Origin of the sequence: Haloarcula montana, from assembly GCF_035666295.1 — an archaeon.
Taxonomy (GTDB): domain Archaea; phylum Halobacteriota; class Halobacteria; order Halobacteriales; family Haloarculaceae; genus Haloarcula; species Haloarcula montana.
In genome coordinates, this window is record NZ_CP142029.1 from 308,912 (window position 1) to 330,169 (window position 21,258).

20 protein-coding genes are annotated in these 21,258 nt (G+C 59.5%); 3 read left to right on the top strand and 17 right to left on the bottom strand.

What is annotated here, in order from left to right:
• The first annotated feature begins 316 nt into the window (after positions 1–316).
• Entirely contained in the window at positions 317–460 is a 144-nt protein-coding gene (locus VJ109_RS19030) for a hypothetical protein (protein WP_324760950.1), read from the top strand.
• The gene (locus VJ109_RS19035; protein ID WP_324760951.1) at positions 461–937 is read left to right on the top strand and encodes a hypothetical protein; all 477 of its coding nucleotides are present in this window, start codon (positions 461–463) and stop codon (positions 935–937) included.
• A gap of 158 nt (positions 938–1,095) precedes the next feature.
• On the opposite strand, the gene VJ109_RS19680 is transcribed toward VJ109_RS19035, so the two are convergent.
• The 17 genes from VJ109_RS19680 to VJ109_RS19115 all read right to left on the bottom strand — a co-directional run bounded on the left by VJ109_RS19680 (position 1,096) and on the right by VJ109_RS19115 (position 19,665).
• Positions 1,096–1,389, bottom strand: coding sequence for a DUF5789 family protein (locus VJ109_RS19680; protein WP_491745819.1), 294 nt, complete (start codon positions 1,387–1,389; stop codon positions 1,096–1,098).
• 1,264 nt (positions 1,390–2,653) lie between these two features.
• Positions 2,654–4,018 carry an FAD-dependent oxidoreductase gene (locus tag VJ109_RS19040; protein WP_324760952.1) on the bottom strand — a complete coding sequence of 455 codons (1,365 nt, stop codon included), beginning with the start codon at positions 4,016–4,018 and terminating at the stop codon, positions 2,654–2,656.
• A gap of 121 nt (positions 4,019–4,139) precedes the next feature.
• On the bottom strand, positions 4,140–4,451 hold the full coding sequence (locus VJ109_RS19045) for a MarR family transcriptional regulator (RefSeq protein ID WP_324760953.1): 312 nt from the start codon (positions 4,449–4,451) through the stop codon (positions 4,140–4,142).
• A 135-nt stretch (positions 4,452–4,586) separates the two neighbouring features.
• Positions 4,587–4,967, bottom strand: coding sequence for a DUF7970 domain-containing protein (locus tag VJ109_RS19050; protein WP_324760954.1), 381 nt, complete (start codon positions 4,965–4,967; stop codon positions 4,587–4,589).
• The gene (locus VJ109_RS19055) at positions 4,964–5,833 is read right to left on the bottom strand and encodes a ParA family protein (protein ID WP_324760955.1); all 870 of its coding nucleotides are present in this window, start codon (positions 5,831–5,833) and stop codon (positions 4,964–4,966) included. The genes VJ109_RS19050 and VJ109_RS19055 overlap by 4 nt, the downstream gene beginning before the upstream one ends.
• A gap of 543 nt (positions 5,834–6,376) precedes the next feature.
• A complete protein-coding gene (locus VJ109_RS19060; protein WP_324760956.1) occupies positions 6,377–7,600 on the bottom strand; it encodes an aminotransferase class V-fold PLP-dependent enzyme in 1,224 nt (407 codons plus the stop codon).
• 29 nt (positions 7,601–7,629) lie between these two features.
• The gene (locus VJ109_RS19065) at positions 7,630–8,502 is read right to left on the bottom strand and encodes a metallophosphoesterase family protein (protein ID WP_324760957.1); all 873 of its coding nucleotides are present in this window, start codon (positions 8,500–8,502) and stop codon (positions 7,630–7,632) included.
• A gap of 2 nt (positions 8,503–8,504) precedes the next feature.
• Positions 8,505–9,155, bottom strand: coding sequence for a hypothetical protein (locus VJ109_RS19070; RefSeq protein ID WP_324760958.1), 651 nt, complete (start codon positions 9,153–9,155; stop codon positions 8,505–8,507).
• Between the two features lie 102 nt (positions 9,156–9,257).
• Positions 9,258–10,472 (bottom strand): aminotransferase class V-fold PLP-dependent enzyme, encoded by a 1,215-nt coding sequence (locus VJ109_RS19075; protein ID WP_324760959.1) that lies wholly within the window; start codon positions 10,470–10,472, stop codon positions 9,258–9,260.
• Positions 10,473–10,586: 114 nt separating this feature from the next.
• On the bottom strand, positions 10,587–11,444 hold the full coding sequence (locus VJ109_RS19080; protein WP_324760960.1) for an SDR family NAD(P)-dependent oxidoreductase: 858 nt from the start codon (positions 11,442–11,444) through the stop codon (positions 10,587–10,589).
• Between the two features lie 101 nt (positions 11,445–11,545).
• Positions 11,546–12,019, bottom strand: a complete 474-nt coding sequence (locus tag VJ109_RS19085; RefSeq protein ID WP_324760961.1) for a carboxypeptidase-like regulatory domain-containing protein — start codon at positions 12,017–12,019, stop codon at positions 11,546–11,548.
• A gap of 3 nt (positions 12,020–12,022) precedes the next feature.
• A complete protein-coding gene (locus tag VJ109_RS19090) occupies positions 12,023–12,925 on the bottom strand; it encodes a carbohydrate ABC transporter permease (protein ID WP_324760962.1) in 903 nt (300 codons plus the stop codon).
• The gene (locus VJ109_RS19095; RefSeq protein ID WP_324760963.1) at positions 12,922–13,839 is read right to left on the bottom strand and encodes a carbohydrate ABC transporter permease; all 918 of its coding nucleotides are present in this window, start codon (positions 13,837–13,839) and stop codon (positions 12,922–12,924) included. Before VJ109_RS19095 ends, VJ109_RS19090 begins: the two co-directional genes overlap by 4 nt.
• 51 nt (positions 13,840–13,890) lie before the next feature.
• Positions 13,891–15,348, bottom strand: coding sequence for an extracellular solute-binding protein (locus tag VJ109_RS19100; protein ID WP_324760964.1), 1,458 nt, complete (start codon positions 15,346–15,348; stop codon positions 13,891–13,893).
• Between the two features lie 174 nt (positions 15,349–15,522).
• Entirely contained in the window at positions 15,523–17,118 is a 1,596-nt protein-coding gene (locus VJ109_RS19105) for a DUF3604 domain-containing protein (RefSeq protein WP_324760965.1), read from the bottom strand.
• A gap of 105 nt (positions 17,119–17,223) precedes the next feature.
• Positions 17,224–18,372: an ABC transporter ATP-binding protein gene (locus VJ109_RS19110; RefSeq protein ID WP_324760966.1), complete on the bottom strand. Its 1,149-nt coding sequence runs from the start codon at positions 18,370–18,372 to the stop codon at positions 17,224–17,226.
• Between the two features lie 129 nt (positions 18,373–18,501).
• On the bottom strand, positions 18,502–19,665 hold the full coding sequence (locus VJ109_RS19115) for a Gfo/Idh/MocA family protein (protein WP_324760967.1): 1,164 nt from the start codon (positions 19,663–19,665) through the stop codon (positions 18,502–18,504).
• 250 nt (positions 19,666–19,915) lie between these two features.
• Here VJ109_RS19115 and VJ109_RS19120 point away from each other — a divergent pair, with 250 nt between their 5' ends.
• Complete coding sequence (locus tag VJ109_RS19120) at positions 19,916–21,175, top strand: MFS transporter (protein ID WP_324760968.1); 1,260 nt, start codon at positions 19,916–19,918, stop codon at positions 21,173–21,175.
• The last annotated feature ends 83 nt before the right edge of the window (positions 21,176–21,258 follow it).

Consider the following 21,258-nt stretch of genomic DNA (forward strand, 5'->3'; position numbering starts at 1 on the left):
GATGAGAAACTGGATACGAAGCTGCAGCGAGGGAGAAACCCACACCGGGATTGGAACAGCACCACGTTGGATACACAGCGGTTGTGGCGAGATCAGACTAAGGAAGTCACTAATTGAAATTCTACCGTGACGTTCCTGAGGTGGTCGTGATTATCGGCGGATGCTTGAGTGATCTATTTAATTTTCAACACGCGCTCATGGTTCACAATTGAATTGCCCGCTTTTGTGAATCAAATATATTATAAATATAATGTTTAACCCCGGCCCCGTGGGGGAGGGAGACAGATTTACACTGCTGGAATGGGTAACTCCAAATATGAGCGACGAAGGCGCGGGATACTTTGCCGCAGCCAAACGAACCGAACATTCCCGCGAAGAGCTGAAAGAGCAGGTCGAAGACCTCCGGGAAGAGTGGGACCTCTCTGATGAGGAGATGGAGCAACTGCTAGCAGAAGCGTAGATGGATGTTTTTGATTCGAGTGTCTGGCTATGGGGACTATTGACGGACTCTTCTGAACCCAACGGTTTGATACAAGAGGTACTCGACGGGACCAGAGAAGTAGCGGTCAGCGCGTACATTCACGATGAAGTGACCACTACGCTCCGATCCGCTCCCGACATCACTGGACAAACAGAAGCTGGTGTCTCCGACGCTCAGATGACGTTCAACAACACGGTAGCAGACTTAGATAACGTCAGCTTCCCGGACCAAGACGAAATCGGTGCCACCTATGCCGACGAAGTCCGATCCCGTCCCGAAATGCGTCTACTCGGCACTATCCTCGGTATCCAGACCAAAGATGCGCCTGTACTCGTCTTCGCTTTCGATGTCGACGAGGAAAGCACACTGTTTGTCGCCGATTCTGGCTTCGATCCAAATCCTGCTGACCACAACATCACGAACGTCAAAATCGAGTCTGTTGACGCTGGTCAGTAGAACTGACGAATAACGAAATTACCCGCAGGGTTTGAACTGTGGACTGTACGCTGTTGATCCGTGTATGTCAGCAGGGATACGATGTGACCCTAGAATGTTGGTCGTGCTTCTCGCAGCATCCTCGACCAAGCTATCTAACGATGAATACAATTGATTCATCAAAACGAGACTTGGGAATCGCCAGCGTCGCCTGGGGTCGGATTTCCACCTCGGTCATCGTAGTATTTGCGTCCAATAAATGAATTACCGAGATTGCCGATAATTGTCATATAGAGGTCATCAGAGGAAGCGTATCTATCTACTGCGACGGGATTCAATATCTCTTGTACTGTGATAGAGTCACCACTGGGAGACGTAATCTCGACTGCACCAACTTGGTTGATAACGGCCGCATGCGTCGCCGGGAATGCGAGCGAATCATCAACAACCGATTTCATATTTGAATATTCCATGTCGTTTGGTGAGGACCGCTGGTACGGCCACCTTGTCAGTATGTATGTGAGGAAGACACATGAAATCCGGGCGTTTTTACAATCACCTGATATTTGATTATGTGGGAGACAGGTACAGTATTTCAAGCAATAGTCGCTACACCCGCCACGTTCTGTTCTAAAGGCCGAGAAATGCCCTATTCGCGATCAGTACCACTCGGGGACCAACTGAGCCAGCGCTCCCGATGAGCGTCAAAAAGCGCTCCTGCATACACAGCATACCCGTTCGGGTAGGCAAGGAAAAGTCGATTAGCAGTTCCGTATGATCCACCAGACTACTATGCCAGTTTTACAGTGCCTATCTAATTCTCTCAGATGCTCAAAACTCGCTGCGGTGTGAAAATGTGATTGAATTAAGCAGTTTCTCTCACATCCCATACGCACGATGAGCAATACCCGACAGGAAAACATGAGTGGAATTCTAAACGAGACGAGTATGACGATTCATAAACAGGAGATGGGAGCAGAGGACTTCCAAACGCTATGTGGACAAACGTACCACCTTGAACAGGGGCAACTCCAGCGAATCCAAGTCACGCGTGCCTCTGAGCAGCTCGGCGCCGAGAAGTGCGGTCGGTGTTTCGAGGATGGCCGCGGCTACTGATACGAGTATCCCGGCACAGAAAGAGATACACGGCGCATGAAAGGCCGTGGTGCCGTCGTGATTGGTCCCCGCTGACGCTTCGGCCCTCCAAGACGAAGCGTCACGTGAGACTTACACAGCCTCCCAGTTTAGTTTGTTGCAAATTCACACAATCTGCCTGTTCTTAGGAGCCCAATAGTGTTTCTGAGAAAGAAACGCGCGATGAGGTTTGGATAGTCGCTGGCCGATATGTACAGGTAGCCACCGGTCGGTGGCGGTCCCCGAAAAGTATCCGACACATCCCCCATCACAATCCCCATCCACCGTTTCCGGCTGGAGGTGGCCGGCTATCTGGGTCAGTGCCCGCTGATAGGCCGTCTGTGGTCGCCACCAATTCTCCGTTTCCCTTTGGGTCCCAGCCTGCGAGCGCTCGGTGAGCGGTTGTCAAAAAATGGTAGGAATAGTAGTTTATGAGAGGTTCATTCTAGTCGTGATTATCGACGGAATCACGTAGTCGGATCGGTAGTACCAACCAATAGTGGGTACACAGGTCACGCCGTCTCGTCAACCCACCGGTTCCGAAACAGGTGCGCCCCACGGGCCCCGCGATTCGGGGTGGGGGGTGGGACATCTTTCCGCGGCTCAGAGCACCTCCTCGGCGGCGCGACGGCCGGAGCTGTAGGCCCCCTGGACGGTGGCTGGATACGCCCGAGAGGTGGCCTCGCCGGCGAAAAAGAGGCGGTCGCCCACGGGGGCGGCCAGCCGGTCGCGGTCCCGCGGCGCCGCGCCAGGCGGAAGGAAGGAGTAGGCTCCTCTGGCGTGCGGGTCCGCTGCCCAGCGGGTGACCAGCGCGTCCGTGGGCTCGGGCACGTCGTCGAAGACACGACGGAGTGCCCGGACCATCGACGCCGCCGTCGCATCGTCGTCCAGCGTCTCAAGCGACCGGGCGGCGCTACCGGCATTGAACCCCACGAGCACTGGTTCGTCGAGCGCGGGCGTCAAGTTGTAGAACTCGGTCCAGTGGCCTCGCCGGACCGGGACGCGGTTGAGGGTGGTCCGGTCGGGCCAGAATTGCCGCGGAAACCGGAGCACACACTTGTTCAGCAGACCCATCCCGAGGCGGTCGATGGCCAAGCGCTTCCGTCGAGGGAGCCGCGGCGCGAACGTCACAGCATCGGACTGCAGCACCCCAAGCGGGAGCGTGACGACCGCGCGGTCCCCGACGAACGACCCCTGGTCAGTCACGACCATCACGTCGGAGCCGCGCTCTATGCGGGACACCTCGTGGCCCAGGCGCACGTCAAGGTCGGTGGCCAGCGACCCGACGACCCCCTCGTAGCCGTCTACAACTAGTTCGTCCCCGCCCCGAAGCGACTCCCCCTCGTCCCAGTAGCGGGCCGACAGGGCTGTCACGTCTGCGCCGAACTCGTGCGCCAGTTCGATGGTGAGGACGAACGCCAGGTGTCGGCGCTCGGCGGCCGAAAGGCCGGTCAGGTCCACCTCGCGGGCAATACCGGACCAGAGCGAGTGGTTCGTCCCCCTATCCTGCGCACGGCGGGTCGCCGTCTGGACCGCCTGGAGGGAGTCGTAGATCCGGTCGACCGTACGGTCGGAGAGCGGTGCCCCGTCGACCCCGTAGAACACGCTATCGTAGTAGTCGGTCGGCTGGCGGGCCAGGCCCGCTTCGTCGAGCAGCGGGACGAGCGGGTTGCCTGCGACACCGTGGAGCCAGGATGCCCCCAGGTCGACCGGCAGGCCCCAGGAACGGTTCGTCCGGATCCGCCCACCGAGTCGGTCGCGAGCCTCGAAGACCGTTACCGAGCACCCGTCGTCTGACAGGCGGCGCGCTGCCGCCAGTCCGGCGATGCCGCCGCCCACGACGAGCACGTTCCCGGTAGCGCCGCGCAGATTACAGAGAGTCGACCCGGCGTCGCTGGAGCCGGCCAACCCCGTCAGGGCCGCCGCGCCACCGACCAGAGCTGCACGCCGAGTCGCACCCGAGTCCATGTCCGTTTGGTCGGCCCCACGCCGCTTAGCCGTTGGGTCCGTCATCCGCTGCTGTCACCGGTAGATACCGTCGGTGAGCAGTAGGGCCACTGAACAGCTGGTTCGGTCGACTTTCCTGAAATCAGATCTGTGAGAACTGTCCAGTAACTCCATCTTTGTATATTCTATTTGTGTTCGTATATGTCGCTCTATATCCAGTAGCACCGATCTCCAGAAAAAACTGGTCGTGCTTCTCACTATAGTCGCGATCCTTCAGTCGGGAGAGCGCAGTACTAACTGCGCCCTCGTCGACGCCGATCTGGGAGGCGATTTCGCGAGCTTTGAACGCGCGATCGTCGTTGGTGGCGAGAAACCCGAGGACTTGATCAGGCACGGAGAGTTCTTCAAGCTCGTCCTCGCTCGTATTCTCGAAGGTATCTCGGTCGATGGACATCGTTGAATGGAGATACGGTATCATATGTAACGAGAGTTAGGAGTGAAAGCTACGAAAGCACCGAAGGAAACGATTCGTCCATAGCCACGAAGCAGTTTGAGGACCGTATGCATTGAGACGGCCAGTCTCAACTTCTCACTCTGCGTCGTACCCCCACTCCCGTAGGGTGGCGGCGATGTCATCTAGATGCTGTAAACCAACGATGTAGGCAGCTTCCCGGAGGTCCGCTTTGCTGACCGACTCGTCGATGAGAGGGTCACTGCGGGCTGCTTGCTCACTGTCAAGCGTCGTATCTTGAAGGTGGAGTTGGACTGTCTTGGCACGGCCATCCGTGATACCATTTCGGCTGTAGATCCAGGGAAGCCCTGATTGCACAGTCGCGGGGTCAGAGCCGCCGCTCACCGCGGGATCGGAGGTATTCCTCGGCTCGTGCCCAGACATGTCGGACTCCGTAGTCCGATCGGTATCGTCGTCTAGAGGGCCATCGTCGCTGGCTCCACTCTTGAACCCAGTCATGCTGGTTCCTCCAGTGTATCCGGTTCAGGCGGTGACGGTGCCTCGATCCCACCCGCTGTTTCGAGGAATCGAGCTATCCGGTCGAATTGTGCCAACGTCTCGACCTCGTAGTCCCGTCGACGTGACCGGAACTCGCGCACGTACCGGAATGCCGAACATTGCTGTTTCCAACAGCCCTCCATGAGAGAGGTCCGATCACCGATAACCTCCGGAGTCGGGCACCTGATGTCCTTGAGCATCTCACGTTGATCCGCTGTGTTCTTGACCCCATTTGGGATCGTGCCGGGAACGCCGACATCAATACTCAGTTGATCGGCGAAATTCGTCGCAAGATCGGCGAGTCCCTCGACCGAGGCCTGACCTTTCCAGCTTGGTTCGACCGGAATCACCAGGTTTCGTGTCGCATAGATCGAGTTGTAGAGGTGATCAGACTCGGTGACTGGAGGGTCACAGATCAGGACATCGTACTGTTCCCCGACATCGGCATCCCGGAGGACGCGTTGTAGTTGGGCGTAGATGTTGTAGGCGTCCCCGAGATCTTCAGCCTTGTCCTGTTCACGGCTGAGATGGCCCGATAGATCAGCGAGCATGTTATGTTCTGGAACGATGTCGACCCCCTCGACAGTCCGGACCAGGTCACCGAACGGACCACGCGGACTATTCACCAGATGTCGAACTAGGTTGTCGGCACTGGAATCAGCCCGGTTATCGTCGATGTCTATCAGTCGCGAAAGATCACCGTCTTGCGGGTCCAACGGAACGACCAGCGGTTTCACTCCTGCCCGGGCGTGAGCGACAGCGAGATTTGCTGTTAGTGAGGTCTTACCAACCCCGCCGGCTTCTGAATACACTGTGTAACTCAGCATACGATAACAAGCAACTCAGACATACAAGACAGTTCGTCAGATAACATGTGTTAGACTCATATCTAAGAATCTTGTCTGAGAATCGTAGACGGGAAGATATAAAACGACCGGTGTATATGAGACTTAGCACCCATTTTCTCCTAAGTAAGCATCCGAAAGGTGGTTCTACCCGACGCATTCAAGCGGCACCGATCCACTCGGTAGCATCTCAGCTGATACGGGCTGGTTTCGGGACTACGGATCGCACGAAACGTGACAGATCCGTCGCCTCGTCAACCACGATCAGTCCCAGACCGGTCAGAAAGTAGCTCGTTGAGTGACCCGACTGATTAGACGGATAATCGGCCTCTACTGTCTCTCTAGTGTTGTGAAACCGGTAGGAAGTGATCATCCGATAGTATGTCTAAACTCTGTCCCAAATTGTACAACTCCAGGACATCCGACCGGTTTTAATATACAAAGCCTCAGTTACGTATTTTTGTTTGGGTTGTATGTGTTTGATATCACCGATTTACCGACTTCTGGATAGAATTCAGAGATACTCTATGACTGTTCTGAACAGACGATGGCGCGAATACGGTCGACGATAACAGCGATCTGGTCGTCACGTAGACAGCGAGGATCGAGCGTTATCCAGCCGTCTTCCACGTGTCGTTCGCCGACGATAATCCTCGGGCGATCGTTCCTGAGCTGTCGAACGAGGTCGGCCGCTCCCGACGGACTGCTGGCTTCGATACGGATATCGACAGTCGGAACGGATCTGTAATCGGAACGGTCGTCACCGGAGAGATCGGCGTGGATTTCGCCGAGATCGGAGAGTTCGTCCGCGAGTCGGTTCGCGCGGCGTCGCCACGACTCGACGACCTCGTCTTCGTCCTCGTCAAGAAACAGTTCGAGTGCCCGAACGAGACCGGCGATCTCCTCTTTCCCTACTTTCATCGCTCGTCCCAGCCCATAGTTCGGGGTGCCGCTCGGGAGCACCGTCGTGTCGATCAGTTCCTCGGGCGGATCCCAGAACTCCGCGGGCGTGTCAACGGGGAGATGCTGGAGTGCTATCGACCGAATGAGCCACTGGTCACCGGCGACGATTCCGGTCGGCTGCGGACCGCGAACGGCTTTACCGCCGCTGAACACGACCGCCGCCGCTCCACAGTCGACGTATTTCGTCAGGTTGGACTGTGGCGGGAGTTCCGCCGCCGCATCGACGATCACCGGGATGTCGTGCTGGTCCGTGACTTCGACGACGGCCTCGAGAGAGAGCTCGTTCCGCGGCCGCTCGATATACGCGAACGCGGCAGTCTCTTCGGAGATTGCGTCCGCTATTTCCCACGGTTTCACTTGTTCGGCTCCGTCGTGGTTGTCGATCAGTCCGACCGGTCGCAAGGTCGCACCCGGGAGACGGAAAGCGCGGTCGTATTCGATGTGGTGGGCGGTCGGAACGAGGACTTCGTCGGGTACACCAGTCGTATCGGGGAGCCGATCCATCGTTGCGAAGTCGTCACGAGCCAGACAGGCTGCTGTCGCGAGAGCCAGTCCCGACGCTGCACCGTTGGTAACGTAGCCGGCGTCGGCATCGCAGGCCTGGGAGATCAGTTCGGACGCACGTGCTTGAAGTTCCGAGAGTTCGGCGAAATCGTCAGCGGCGTTCGCCATCGCCTCGCGGGCCTCCGGCCGGATCAGGCTCCCCCCGACTCGCGTGTGGTTCCCGACTGCGTTGATCACTCTCGGCACGTCGTACTTTTCGTAGATATCGTTGGGGTCTGTCATCGGTGGAGCTGTTCCATCGGAGCGATCACTCACCACTCCGCCCGGGTGAGCATCCCTTCCTCGTCTGCGCCAACGTCGTAGTAGTGGACCGACGCGGTTCGCTCGTTTGTGTTGACCCGCATCCAGCGAACGTCACCCCCGTAGTCCGGGTCGCGGTTGTGAACGAGGTGGCGGGCGAGCACGTACTGGACACCGTTCACTTCCTCCACGTTTCGGCCCGTGTCCCGCCAGTAGTGTCCACTGTTGACAAACACCGTGTTTCCGCGTTCGAGTACGCGCTGGACCGTCGGGTAATTTAGCGTGAGGGAGTAGGCAGCGTTTGGGCCGGTGTCCCACGAGTCGATCCCCTCGTGTTTCGCAACCGGTGCGTGTAGGAAGACGAACGTCGGAATCTCGGCGTCGTCGTCCATGAGCCGCTCCAGCATCGAGATCTGCGGAGCGGAGACGAAGTTCTGCTGGTCCCGAAGCGAGTGGTAGCCCAGATGTGGGTTCGTATCGAGGATCACATACCGGGCCTCGTCCTCGGTGAACCACCCCCACTGCGGGAACTCGTCCGCCGGGAAATACTCCCGATACACGTCGAGGGGGCGGTCGTTGTTCCCGCGAGCGACGAAGTAGTCGCTCTCCAGTCGCTCGTCGAAGATCGTTTTCGCCCTCTCGAAATCCCGGTGGTAGAAGTAGTTGTCCGGATCACCGTGCCATCCGCCCCAGTCCGTCCGGTCGAAGTTGTACTGGTTGGCCGCACCAAGTAAGTGACGCAGATCCCCACCTAACACGGTCCAGTCCACCGACAGGTCGTTGAGTTTGTCGATCGCCGCTTCGACGGTTGGCACGCCGTCGTACCCGTCACGGTCTCCTTCGACGATGTGTGGATCATAGAGCAGTCCGATCGTGCGCGTCACGCTCACTCACTCCAGAGTTGGACGGCGGTTCCCTGGTCGACGTAGCCGGTCTCGCCCACTGCCTTCGCCTCGAGTTCGTATCCGGCGACGATGTCGTGTCCGTGTCTGTACCCGCCCGTATCGGGTGCGAACTCGACCATCGGCGAGACGAAGTAGTCGCCGTCCACGTCGGACAGTTCGACCGCCGTCTCGTACGGTTCGCCGGAGTACTCGACGTGGTCAGTCGTCAGGTGGAACGTCAACGTCGTGTCCGCGGAGCTAGTTCGTGCCCGCCCACAGACGTTCAGATAGAGGATGCTACACTCGATCGGAGCCACGTACGGTAGCGTGAGGAAATTCTTCTGAAGGGTGGCGTACTCCGACTCCGTTACCTCCCAGTCGCTGTCACCGATTCCGGTCTGGGACGGTGTCGGTCCGAGGGGCCACGACGCGATAAGTTCCGGTCCGCCAACCCGCGGCTGGTAATCTCTGGAGACCAGCGCCGAGTCGCTTTTCCCGACCGGTGACCGGCGAGCGAGCATCCGGTTGGGGTCCCGGCACGACTCGACACTTCGGTCTGGCCCCCGTAGCTCCCGCTCACCGCCCTCGTCCTGTGCACCTTCACGCCCGTCCGAATCCTGATCGTTCCACTGATTACTGGGATCATTTACCATGGTAACTCGTTTCACCCGTCTCGATCAAATATGTTTCGACCCCCACTATCGCACCCCGACCGAGGAGCGGACCTCGGCGCCAGTTCGACGCTCTCGAGAATCTTACCCGCCGACGGCTTCGAGGACGCGCCGGACGACGATGTCGGCTTCCCCGTCGGTCACCGCCATCGGGCTGACGGTGAACTCGGCGCTATCGAGGGAGTCGGAGCCGAGGAAGATCCGGGGGTCAGACTGCCGGAGTTCCAGCAGTAGCTCCGCGACGGTGAGCCCGGCCGCCTGTTCGTCCAGCGAGACGAACACGGTCGATGTCGCGTTCTCGGTATCGGTGTTCTCGACCCGTGTCGCGAGATGAGACGACCGATCGAGTTCGGTGGCGATTCGCCCGGCCCGTTCGTCCCACTCCGCGTGTAACGCCGTGTGGTCTTCCTCGAGGAACTCCCGAAGCGCGTAGATCAGGCCGACGAGTTCCTCCTTCCCGACTTTGAAGCCGCGACCGACGCCCTGACGCGGGACCCCCGGTAGTTTGGACTTGTCGATCAGTTCTGCCGGCGGGTCCCACACCGGGAACGCCGTGTGCATGTCCAGATGCTGGAGCGCGATCGACTCGATCAACTCCGCCCGCCCAGCGACGATCCCTGTCGTCTGTGGCCCGCGGATCGCCTTCCCGCCACTGAAGACGACGATGTCGGCGCCGTCCTCGACGAACCGTGACAGATTCGTCGACGGTGGCAACTCCGCCGCCGCGTCCACGATCACCGGAACGCCGTTTTCGTGTGCCACTGCACAGACATCCGCCAGTGGGGGCGCACTCGATGGGGTCTGGAGGTACGCGACGGCGGCCGTTGACTCCGAGATCGCTGCGTCGATCTCCCAGAGTCGGACGTTCTCGCTCCCGGTCCCGGCGTGGCGATCGTTGCCGCCGACGTCGACCAGTTCGGCGCCGCCGACCGCTAACGCGCGGTCGTAACCGTTCCGATGTGAGCGTGGGACGACGATCTCGTTCGGCACGTCGTCGGCGTGGGGGAGCGACGCCATCTTCGAGTAGTCGGTCCCCGCCAGACAGGCAGCCGCAGCGAGTGTCATCCCGGCGCTCGCGCCGCTTGTCACGTATCCGGCCTCCGAACCGGTGACATCGGAGATGAGTGCCGATGCCTTGGCTTGCAGGTCCGAGACTCTGACGAACGCGTTTGCGGCCTCGCGCATGGCGTCGGCTGCTCGAGGGCGCATGAGACTACCGCTGACCCGCGTCTTGTTTCCGGTCGCATTGATGACGACCGGGACGTCGAGGTCCTCGTAGACTGCAGGTTTCTCGGTCATGATATGGGTCCATTGTCGGGCCAGATACTGAAATAGCCACCGGCGTCGCAACAGATAGCGATAGCGAGTTACTCGGACTCCCGACGACAGACAGAAGCGGTGTAATACCGGTATTCAATCGCTCTGGATGTGGTCCTCCTGATCGACGGCCTTGCCCATCCTGCTCACCAACCGACCGCCGTCACAGGGGATCACTGAGGCGGTGATGAAACTGCTCTCCGGTGACGCCAGAAAGGCGAGGAGGGCTGCGACGTCCCGGGCACGTCCCCAGCGGCCGACGAGCGTCGCGGCCCGGTCGTCGACCTCCGCGGGGACCTGGTTGTTTGCCTCCTCGAGCGGGAGGTCCGGGTAGTCGTCCACGTTTCCGCCCTGATAGATCGGACCGACCATCGCGGTGTTGACGGTGATATCGGCGTCCTCGGTGTCCGACCACTCACTGGCCAGGCTCCGCGTGAGGCCGTCTATTCCTGCCTTCGAGGAGGCGTAGGCGACGGCCCCCGGAAGAGGTGACTGGCTCTGGATCGCACCGACGTTGATCACGCGTCCGTACCCGTCATCGCGCATGTGTTCGTACGCGTCCCGGGCGAGCTGGAAAGGGCCGGAAAGGTTCGTCGCGACGACAGCATCGAACGCCTCGCGGCTCATGGCTTCGGCCCAGTCGAAGCGCAAACTGGCCGCGTTGTTGACGACGATGTTGAGCCCGCCGAACTCCGCGACGGTGTCCGCGACCAGCGACTCGACATCGGATTCCGAGGTCAGATCGGTGGGAACGAACGTCGCGTTCCCGCCGAGTTCGTCGATCCTGTCGACGACTCGCTGTGCCGACGGCCGAGAACGCTGTGCGAGGACGACGTTTGCCCCCTCACGGGCGAACCGAACCGCCGTACTCGTACCGATCGTGCCGCCGCCGCCAGTCACGATCGCGGTGTAGCCGCTGAGACGCTCCGGTACTGGTCGGTCTTGTGAACCCATGTCGTATCGATTCGGACAGAGGGTCAAAGGTTTTCGGGACATCAACCGGTCGGTCAGGCGACGAAGGGGGGCCGAACGCTACAGCAGGGACACGGGCGCTGTTACTCCTGACCACTGAGTTCGATACGGACGTTCATGTTCTGGTCCGGGAAGTACGCGTGACGGAACACCGTGGGGGACTCGTACCCGTCCTCGGTCGTCACGCGGATCCGCAGTTCCATCCCGGCAGCGTCACCGCTCCCCGAGTAGTTCGGTATCGAGAACTGCCCCTCGGGGTCCGTCGTCGTTTCGTTCGTATTGACGATATTTTCGATTCCGACGACCTCCGTCTGGACGGTCGCGTTTTCGACCGGCGTCCCGTCCTCGGCCACGACGGTACCGGTGAGCCGATTGTCGGCGTTCTGTGTCATGTATGCGTTCGCACTGACTGTCGCCAAGAGGAGGACAGCAGCCAGAATCACGAATCGGTTCAGCAAGAGCCGGCGGATGGAGACCGCCTCTCGTACGAGCAGGGCAATCTGGCGAAACGGTTCCACGAAGTAGGCGAGCAGCCATTCGAGTGGGTTTCGGGCCATAGATTACTCCTTGACACTCCCCATGACGGCGCTTTCGATGAACTGTTTCTGCAAGAGGAGAAAGAGCAGTATCATCGGGACGACTGCCAGGAGCGTGAACGCGTACATGAGACCGTACCGCCCCTGGTTGTTCCCCTGGAACGACGCGAGCGCCTGGGTGAGCGTCATCAGGTCCTGCTGGTTGAGGATGAGAAGCGGCCAGATGTACGTGTTCCAGGCGAACACGAACGCGAGGATGACGTTCGCCGCGAGGGCCGCTTTGGACAGCGGCCAGTAGATGCCGAAGATGATGTACAGCTCGGACGCCCCGTCGAGTCGAGCGGATTCGATCATCGATTCCGGGACGGCGTTGAAGCTCGTATAGAGGATGAAGATGTTGATGATGACGACGGAGAGCGGTAAGACGACACCGAATCGGCTGTTCAGGAGCCCGAGTTCCTGTGACACGAGGAACGCCGGGATGATGACCGTCTGCGCGGGGATCATCATATTTGCCACGAGGAACCCTTGGACCAACCGTCGCCCGCGGAAATCCAGGGTCAGTCCGTAGGCTGCCAACGAATTGAAAAGGAGGTTGGCCACGACGACGATGACGGCGATGAACGCGGTGTTGAACAGGAACTGGAAGAAGTCGACCTCGAAGAAGACCTTCGAGAAGTTCGCGAGCGACGGGTTTTCGATGCCCAGTTGCGGAACGCCGCCGTAGAGGTTCGCCGACGGCCACATGAACGAGATCTTGACCAGCCAGTAGAACGGGAACGCGAACACGATCCCCATCAGTGCTGCGAGACAGAAGTAGCCCAGTTTCGTGACCAGCTCGTCCGAATCCGACGCCCGCCAGAACGACACCCGATCCAACAGGAGTCGCGCGTCCGCCCTCGTGACGACACCGTTGTCCCGGCTCATTGGTAGGACTCCTGTTGGACGAAGCGGCCGACGGCAATCAGCGAGACCATCAACACGAACAGCACGACTGTCAAGACGGCTGCATACCCGAAGTTACCGCTCGTGAACGCCTGTTTGTACAGGTACGTGATGAGGATCTCCGTCTCGTTTGCGGGACCGCCACCGGTCAGTACCCGGATCAGGTCGAACAGCTTGAACGAGAGGATCATCCCGACGAGAATGCAGACGCCGATCGTCGGTTTCAGTAACGGCAAGGTGATGTACCGAAACCGCTGCCAGCGGGCGGCCCCGTCGATACGGGCAACCTCGTAGACCTGCTGAGGGATCGTCTGTAGTCCGGCGAGCATGATGACGAGATACAACCCGACGCTCTTCCAGACGTGGACGATGAAGACCGAGACTTTTGCCCACGTCCCGTCGCCGAGCCACGAGATGTTCTGGTTGATGATGCCAAGCTGTAACAGCACGTAGTTCGCGACTCCCCCGTTCGTCTTGAAGATGTAGTTCCAGATGACTGCGATGCCGACCATCATGAGGATGTACGGCAGAAAGAACAGCGACCGAAACGCGTTGCTCCCCATGAACTGTTGGTTGAGCAAGAGCGCGATTCCGAGTGCGACGACGATACCGACCGGAATCGTCAGGAGGAAGATGAAGTTATTGACCAACGCCGTGACGAACACGTCGTCGGTTAGCAACCGCTGATAGTTCTCGAGGCCGACGAACGACGTTTCGCCGGTGAACTCCATCTCCTGAAACGAGAGGACGAACGTCCATAGAAGCGGAACCGTCCGGTAGAGGAGGAGGACCGTAATCGTCGGGAGCAACACGAACCACGCGATGACGGATCGCTTGTTCTGCTCCGAGAGGAGTCCTGCTCCGTCAGTAAGCCTGCGAGTGAACTGCGTTAGCATATGTACAACAGTTGCGGTGGGCCGTAATGAAATTTCGGGTGAGTGCCAATTCTAGTCTTCGATGGCCTGGTTGATCGCTTCTTCCGCGTCCTGTGCGGCCTGCTCCGGTGACTTCTCCCCGAGCGCACAGGCGGACACCATGTCCTTGTCGATGATCACCTCGATGTCGGCCGATGCGGGGATGGTCGGAGGTGCCCAAGCGTTTCCTTTGTTCTGACTCCAGATGTCGTACTGCTGTGCGAGGATCGGGTTGTTGTTCCGGAACTCGTCGCTGTTGGCAAGTTCCTCGTGTGCTTCGAGGTTCGCGACAGGTCGGGTCGGACCGGCAGTCGCGTTCTCCATCTGCCACTCCTTGTTCAAGACGACGTCGTTGATGAAGTGGAACGTGGCCCTGACCTGCTCGGACGAATGGTACTCGTTGCTCGTGATACCCCACCCGTGTGCGGCGTATACGCCCGAGTTACGTGGCCCTGGACCGACGCCCAGCGTGTCCTCATTGATCCAGTCGCCGTTTGACTGGATCGTTCGGAGATTGTTGAAGTGGGCGAAGTTCATCGCCGTGTTGCCCGCTGCGAAGGTCTGGTTCGGTTCGGTCCAGCGTCCGGTAAACGATGTCTCGGCGATGTAGCCGTTCTGCGTTAGTTCCTGAATCCGCGAGAGGATCTCGACAGTCCTGTCGGTGTTCAGGGCCGCAGCAGTGTTGTCATCGTTCAGGAGATCGATGCCTTCAGTCTGGAACAGCGGCCAGAAGTGGAAGCCGAAGGTGAGCATCATGAGACCCGTCTCGGCACTCGAGTTGTCCACGACCTCCTCTGCGACGTCGAAGTAATCGGATGTCGTGTAGGGGTTCTCCATCGTCGGCGGATCGATACCGGCCTCCTCGAAGAACGATTTTCGGTATCCTGTCCACGTCGTTGAGTGGTAGAACGGGAGCCGATACAGGGTCCCGTCGACGGAACTGAAGTTCAGTATCTGTTCACCGAATTTCTCCTCGATCGCACTCATCCCGCCGTCGACTTCCTCCTCGATGATCGAGTTGAGCGGGGCGAAAACACCCGCGCTCGCGTACCGTGAGAAGATTCCCGCCTGGGTGTCGACCGCATGCGGGGGGTTCCCGCCCTGGATCCGTGTCTGGAGATAGGAGGGGAAGTCGCTTCCCGGTTGATCGACCCAGTTCATCTCGACATTGGAGTACCTATCGATGGAAGTGAAATCGTCCATCCACCCGTTGATCGCGTCCTCGTGGTACCCGATGTTCCACGTCAGGAACGACAGTTCGAAATCGAGGTTCGACGGCGTATCGCCGCTCCCACCGTCACTACTGCCGCTCCCTCCGTCACTGCCGCCGCCGCTCCCACCGTCGCTCCCGCCATCACTACCGCCGTCGCCACCATCTCCTCCTCCGCATCCGGCCAGAGCCGGCATGGCTGCCCCTGCCGCGATCGCTCTGAGGTACTTGCGACGCTGGATGCTATCGGCTGTCTCACTGGGGTTGCTATCTTCTCCCATGGTATGCTGTGGCGTGCTTAATAGATAAAAATGTTTTGGTGATTCAGAACTTAGTATATAAGGTCCATGAATTAGTATGCGACTGTTTTCTTTCGAACGGCAGGGCGACAATTGGCCGCAATTTATCCACGGACCGCGTGGCAACCTCCGACTTTCACTGGCGATCGAACGCGATTACTCACTGACGACCCAGACGGGCGAGGACCACGCGTACTGGTCGTCCGTCTGCGAGGCTCGCACGTAGTAGTAGTCACGATCAGCTGATAGCCCGTCGAACTCGACAGTCGTTGCACAAGCACTGCGTGGATATGCCGGATGGACTTTCAGTTTCCGGGCGTTGTGGTAGACGAGGTCCGGATTGTCGATCTCCTCCCGGGTGAGGTTGAACTCCGATTCGAGCCGGTCGTAACACCTGTCGGTGAAAGCAACGACCCGCGTCTCCCCGAACAGTTCCGCAAGTGTCACGGAGATCTGGTCGTGACCCTCGACAGCCAATTCGAGGGTCGTTTCGCCGTCCCCGGTGATCGTGAAGACGAGCCCCTGGGTGGTCTCGTAGGTCGGACTGTCACGTTCGGTCGTCAGATCGAACGAACAGGCGTCGCCGTCGTGTTCGAACCGCTGCCCCCAGCCGTTGAACCGCGGCTGGACCTCCCCGAGCGTCCCGTCGGTGACCGTCGCCGTTCCGGCCCACTCGTTCTCCGTCCCGTGCCAATCGCCGTAGTTCGGTTTCGGTCCCCACCCCATCTCGATGAGGACGCGGAACGTAGTCTCTTCCTCCGGATCGGGATACTCCCAGCGTCCCCGGTGGGTGTAGGTTTCGACGACGCGACCGTCGCCGACGAGTTCGACCCGATCCAGTGCCTGAGCACAATCGATATCGACCGTTGCCGTCACCGATTCGTCGGATTCGACGACAGCACCCATCGGCTGCCCGTCGAGTTCGTACCACAGTCCGATCCGGTCGCCGGTCGTCCCGTAGGTCCGTCGGTTCTCGAGTGCCTCCCATACGCTCGCACGCGTGAGATCGCTGGCCCAGATTCCGGCCACACCGTTCCCCCACGAGCCAGGGAGGCCGCCACTGTCGTTGGAAGCGATGACCCCAACCTGGTGGCCGCGATCCAGTCCGTCTTGGAGCGTTCCTCCAGACGCACGCGGCCCCATACTCGGGTTGTTGTCCATCGCTACGGGCGTCCCCACTCCCTCGCTCGAACCGTGCGCGGAGTACACTTCCATCACCGGCGAGAGTTCCGGATCGAACAGGTCCCAATCCTTGGCACGCTCGCCCTGCTTGTACGCGGTGTGATGTGGCAGTGCCATCGCCGGCATGTCCAGATCGTGGAGGTTTTCGTAGAGATCCGCGAGGTTCCAGGTGTCGTCGAGCGGGGCGCCCTCCTCGAAGTGGACGACGTTGTGATCGCCCCACCGGCGTCGGTTACCGTTCCACTCGTAGGCGGGAAACGTCACGAATTCGCCGGGATCGTTATGCGCAGCAGTGGCGGTCTGTATCCGCTCCCACCAGTCGTGGAATTCCGGTCGGTTCTGGACGGTTTCCTCCCGAACGCCCCAGTGGGATCGGTCCTCCGTACGGTACTCGAACCCGATGTCACCGGTCGCAAACCACGTAAACGGGTAACAGAGGACCGGGTAGATGTCGATGTTGTAGCTCGTGTCTTCGAGCGCCTCGTCAAGTCGGTTCAGATTCGATTTCGGTTCAGAGGCATGTTTGTGAAAATCTCCCCAGTACACATCGTAGTCGGACGGGCCTGCCATAATCTATCTCCATTCTTTGCCTGTTTAAAAATTTTTTCCCCAGTAGGGAGACAGAAAGGGCGAGGAACGCAGTATCACGAGTCCCTCGCCGAAGCACGACCGAACTCACTGAAACACTTCGTTTGTCGACTCCGGATCCGCTGGCAGAATCTGGTGTTTGATCGTTTCACCGTTCCGGTTGTCGAACAGATAGGCGGTCTCCTCCGGTATCTGGAGTGTAACAGTCTCCCCGACGGATATCTGCCTGTGGCCCTCTACGCTAGCAGTGTATCGGCCATTGTCGAGTTCGTAGTAGAATAGCTGTTCCTTGCCCAGTGGTTCGACAACTTCGATCTCGACATCGATCGTGTTCGGTCCCGGATCGTCGCGCAACTCGATGTCCTCCGGTCTGACGCCGAGCACGAGGTCGTCCGTCTGTCGCTCCTCGATGTGTTCGAACGTCTCGGAGAACGTCAGTTCGAAGTTCGGATGGGTCAGGGTGAGAGACGCTTCGTCCCACCGCGCCTCAACCGGGATGAAGTTCATCGAGGGGCTCCCGATGAATCCGGCCACGAATTGGTTTGCGGGTTTGTAGTACGTGTCCATCGGCGCACCGATCTGCTGTACCTTGCCCTGATTCATGACCACGATCCGGTCCCCCATCGTCATCGCCTCGGTCTGATCGTGTGTCACGTAGATCGTCGTCACGCCGAGGTTCTGCTGTAGTTCCTGGATCTCCGTCCGCATCGTCGCTCGGAGTTTCGCGTCGAGATTCGACAGCGGTTCGTCCATCAGGAAGACCTCCGGGTTACGCACGATGGCACGGCCGAGTGCGACCCGCTGTTTCTGTCCCCCCGACAGTTCGTTCGGCATCTTCTCTAGCAGCTCCTCGATACCCATGATCGACGCTGCCTCTTCGACTTGCGTGTCGATCTCCGATTCCGAGAACCCCCCCTGCATCTTGAGCCCGAACGACATGTTCTTGCGAGCAGTCAAGTGAGGGTAGAGCGCGTAGTTCTGGAATACCATCGCCACGTCACGGTTCTTCGGTTTCACGCCGGTGAGCGACTCGTCGTTCAACGAGATGTCACCGCTGGTGATCGATTCGAGGCCAGCAACCAGACGCAAGAGCGTCGACTTTCCGCTCCCGGACGGACCGACCAGAACGACAAACTCGCCGTCGCGGATACTCAGATCGACATCTTGGACCGCTTTGATTTCCCCATCCGGACCGGAAAATATCTTCGAAACAGCGTCTAAGTCGACGGAACCCATACTCCCCCAGTTTCCACTACATTGTATTATACCTTGTGGTGGCCTACCATGTGTTTCCCCGGCACGGACTCGTTGTCTAGAACCATTTCGAGACCCACACGAATCCGGGGACAGCGAGCCGACCGCTCGCTACTGAAGGTCGTAGTTCGCGTCGATCTCGACGACCGTACCGTCTCGGTCTATCGACCGTTCGGCCGCGAAGGAAACTGCGGCTGCTTTCTTGGCCGCTACCGCCGTCGCCGGGGGTTCAGCGTCCCCGGCGAGACAGCGGAGGAACCGCCGCATCTGGAAGATATCGCCGCCGTGAGAGCCCTCTGCACTGACGGTGAGCGTGTTCGTTTCCCCTCTCCGCTGGACCTCGATCACGTCCGGCTTGTCGGGAGCCAGCACCACTCCGTCGGTACCACGATATTCCGAAGTCTTCCGTGTGTGGACATCGTAGACGTCCACGTGACCGACACCGTTGTACAGACACAGTTCCAGAGAGCCGACCGTCCCGTCGTCGTAGTGGACGTTCACGGTCGCTTGGTCCACGATATCGGTGTTCTCCGTGAAGACGTGTTGTCCGCCGAACGCCGAGACACGCACCGGATCAGCTTCGGCGTACCAATTGAACAGATCGAAGTCGTGTGAGTTCTTCTCTAAGAGCGCCCCACCGCTTCGCTCCTGACTGAAACGGAATCCACCAGACGACGACTGGAAGGGGTCCCGAACCTCGACGTGGTTCATCATCCCCACATCGCCGATGGTTCCCTCGGTCAGGAGTTCCTTGATCTTCCGGTAATACGGTGCGACACGCCGCTGAAACCCGACATAGAAGAGTGCGTCCGAGTCCCGGTCAGCCGCGATCATCTCGTCGTGGTCCTCCAGCGTCGTCGCGAGCGGCTTCTCACACAGGAGGTCGACGTCGTTTTCGAGAAGCGGAACCACCGCCTCGATATGCTGGTCGTTCGGCGAGGCGACGACGGCGGTATCGAACTGACCCGCCTCGAGAAACGCGTCCAGACTCCCGTACAACTCCGGGTCGTCCCCGTGATCGCGACACAGTTCGTATGCTGTCTCGCGGGACTCGCTTCCGGGATTCATGATCGCGGTCACCGACGGGTTCAGATCGCTGACATCGTCTACCCACTCGGGAGTCGACTCGGCGTACGCATCGTAGAAGCCGTGGGGCCAGTCGTCGTCGCGCTCACACAGGAAGTAATCCTGCTCCCGGATCGTGTACAGATGCGACATCAGCGTCCGTGCTCGTTTACCCGCTGCCACGAACCCTATCTCTGGTTCGACGGTCATACTCCTCGTTTTCGAGGCACTCCTATTTATGAACTTCCATTAATATATCTGATACGATATGTCTTCGCCGGACGGCGTCGACATCCGATACCCACTCCCTCGTCCCCTCCGTGAGATGGATCTCGTCGAGAGCGGGACGGGAGGTCGAGAGCCACAGTGGTCCCTCGACAGGAATAAGTGGATAGACACGACATCTGACAACGTTCACTGGAATAGCTGTCAGGAGTGGAGAGTAGACGAGGGACGAACCATGGACGACACTCCATCGCTACGGCGGTCGACACATCAGGGGTCGATCATCGGTGTCTCCGCCCTCCTCTGGTCGATTCCGACGAACCTTGCGACCACGACGCTGGCTGTGTTCGTCGGCCAGCAGGGGACAGCGTTCCAGGTCAGTCTGGTGACGATGTCGCACTTTTTCGCGCTCCTGCTGTTCGCCCCCGCATGGGGCGTGATCGCAGATATAACCGGGAAGCATCGGGAGATCCTCGTCGGTGCGGGTATCGTGGGCTCGGCCATGCTGTTCGTGCTCGGGTTCACCGACGGGGTCTGGTCACCGATACTGTTACGAGGGCTGTATGCCGTCTTTTTCGCCGCGTTTCCCCCCTTGATGCTCACTGTCGTCAGCGAGCGTGACGAAACACAGGGCCGCGGTCGAGCGCTCGGGATCTTCAATAGCTGGCGCTCGGTCGGGTTCGCACTGGGACAGTTCTTCGCTGGGCTCTCGTTGACCCTGTTGGCGTACCTCGAGATCTACGTTATCCTCGGGGTGGTGAACCTCGCCGCCACGGCGGTAACGTGGTTCGTCAGCAATCCGGTCCCCGCCCGTGACGGCAAACTCCGTCTCGATCTGTTGTGGTCGAAGTTCGTCACCCGACTGTATCCTGCACGGGGGGACCGCTCGCATCTGACGACACACGGCCTCCACTGGATGTACGTCGCCGTGTGTCTGCAGGGACTCACGTTCTTCGGGCTGTTGAGTCTCCTTCCCGTCTACTTGACCGGTGAAGTCGGGATCTCCGAGACACTGATGGGTGCGTTCCTGGGCTTCAATCCGCTCAGCCGTATCGTGTTGATGATCGTCTTCGGAGCGGCCGTCGAGCGGATCGGGCGAAAACCGGTCCTCGGGATGGGGCTGGCCGGAACCGGTCTCTTCGCGCTGGTACTCACCACTGCGACGGTTCCCGACTCGCCCCTCACCCGCAAACTCGTGGTCGGGATCGGGTTCGCCGTTATCGCCGTGTCGTTTTCCGCGACCATCATCGGCAGTCAGACGTTCATCGGCGACGTCGCCGCTCTCGACCGCGAATCCGAACTCATGGGCTTCCGATCGACTGCCTCGGGTGTGGGCGGGGTACTGGGACCCTTACTCGTCGGCGGTCTGGTCACGCTACTCAACTACGATCTGGCGTTTATGATCGTCTCTAGCTTCTCGTTTGCAGGGGCCGTGCTGGTCGCGGTCGGTGTCTCCGAGACCGCCACGAACCTGCGTGTCGTGAGTCACGAGTAGCTGCCCGTCCTCGATCGTAAACGAGGGGAGCAACAGCCGGTTGGTCTGCGGTCCGCCGAGCGCTGCCAGGTGGGTAGGGAAGG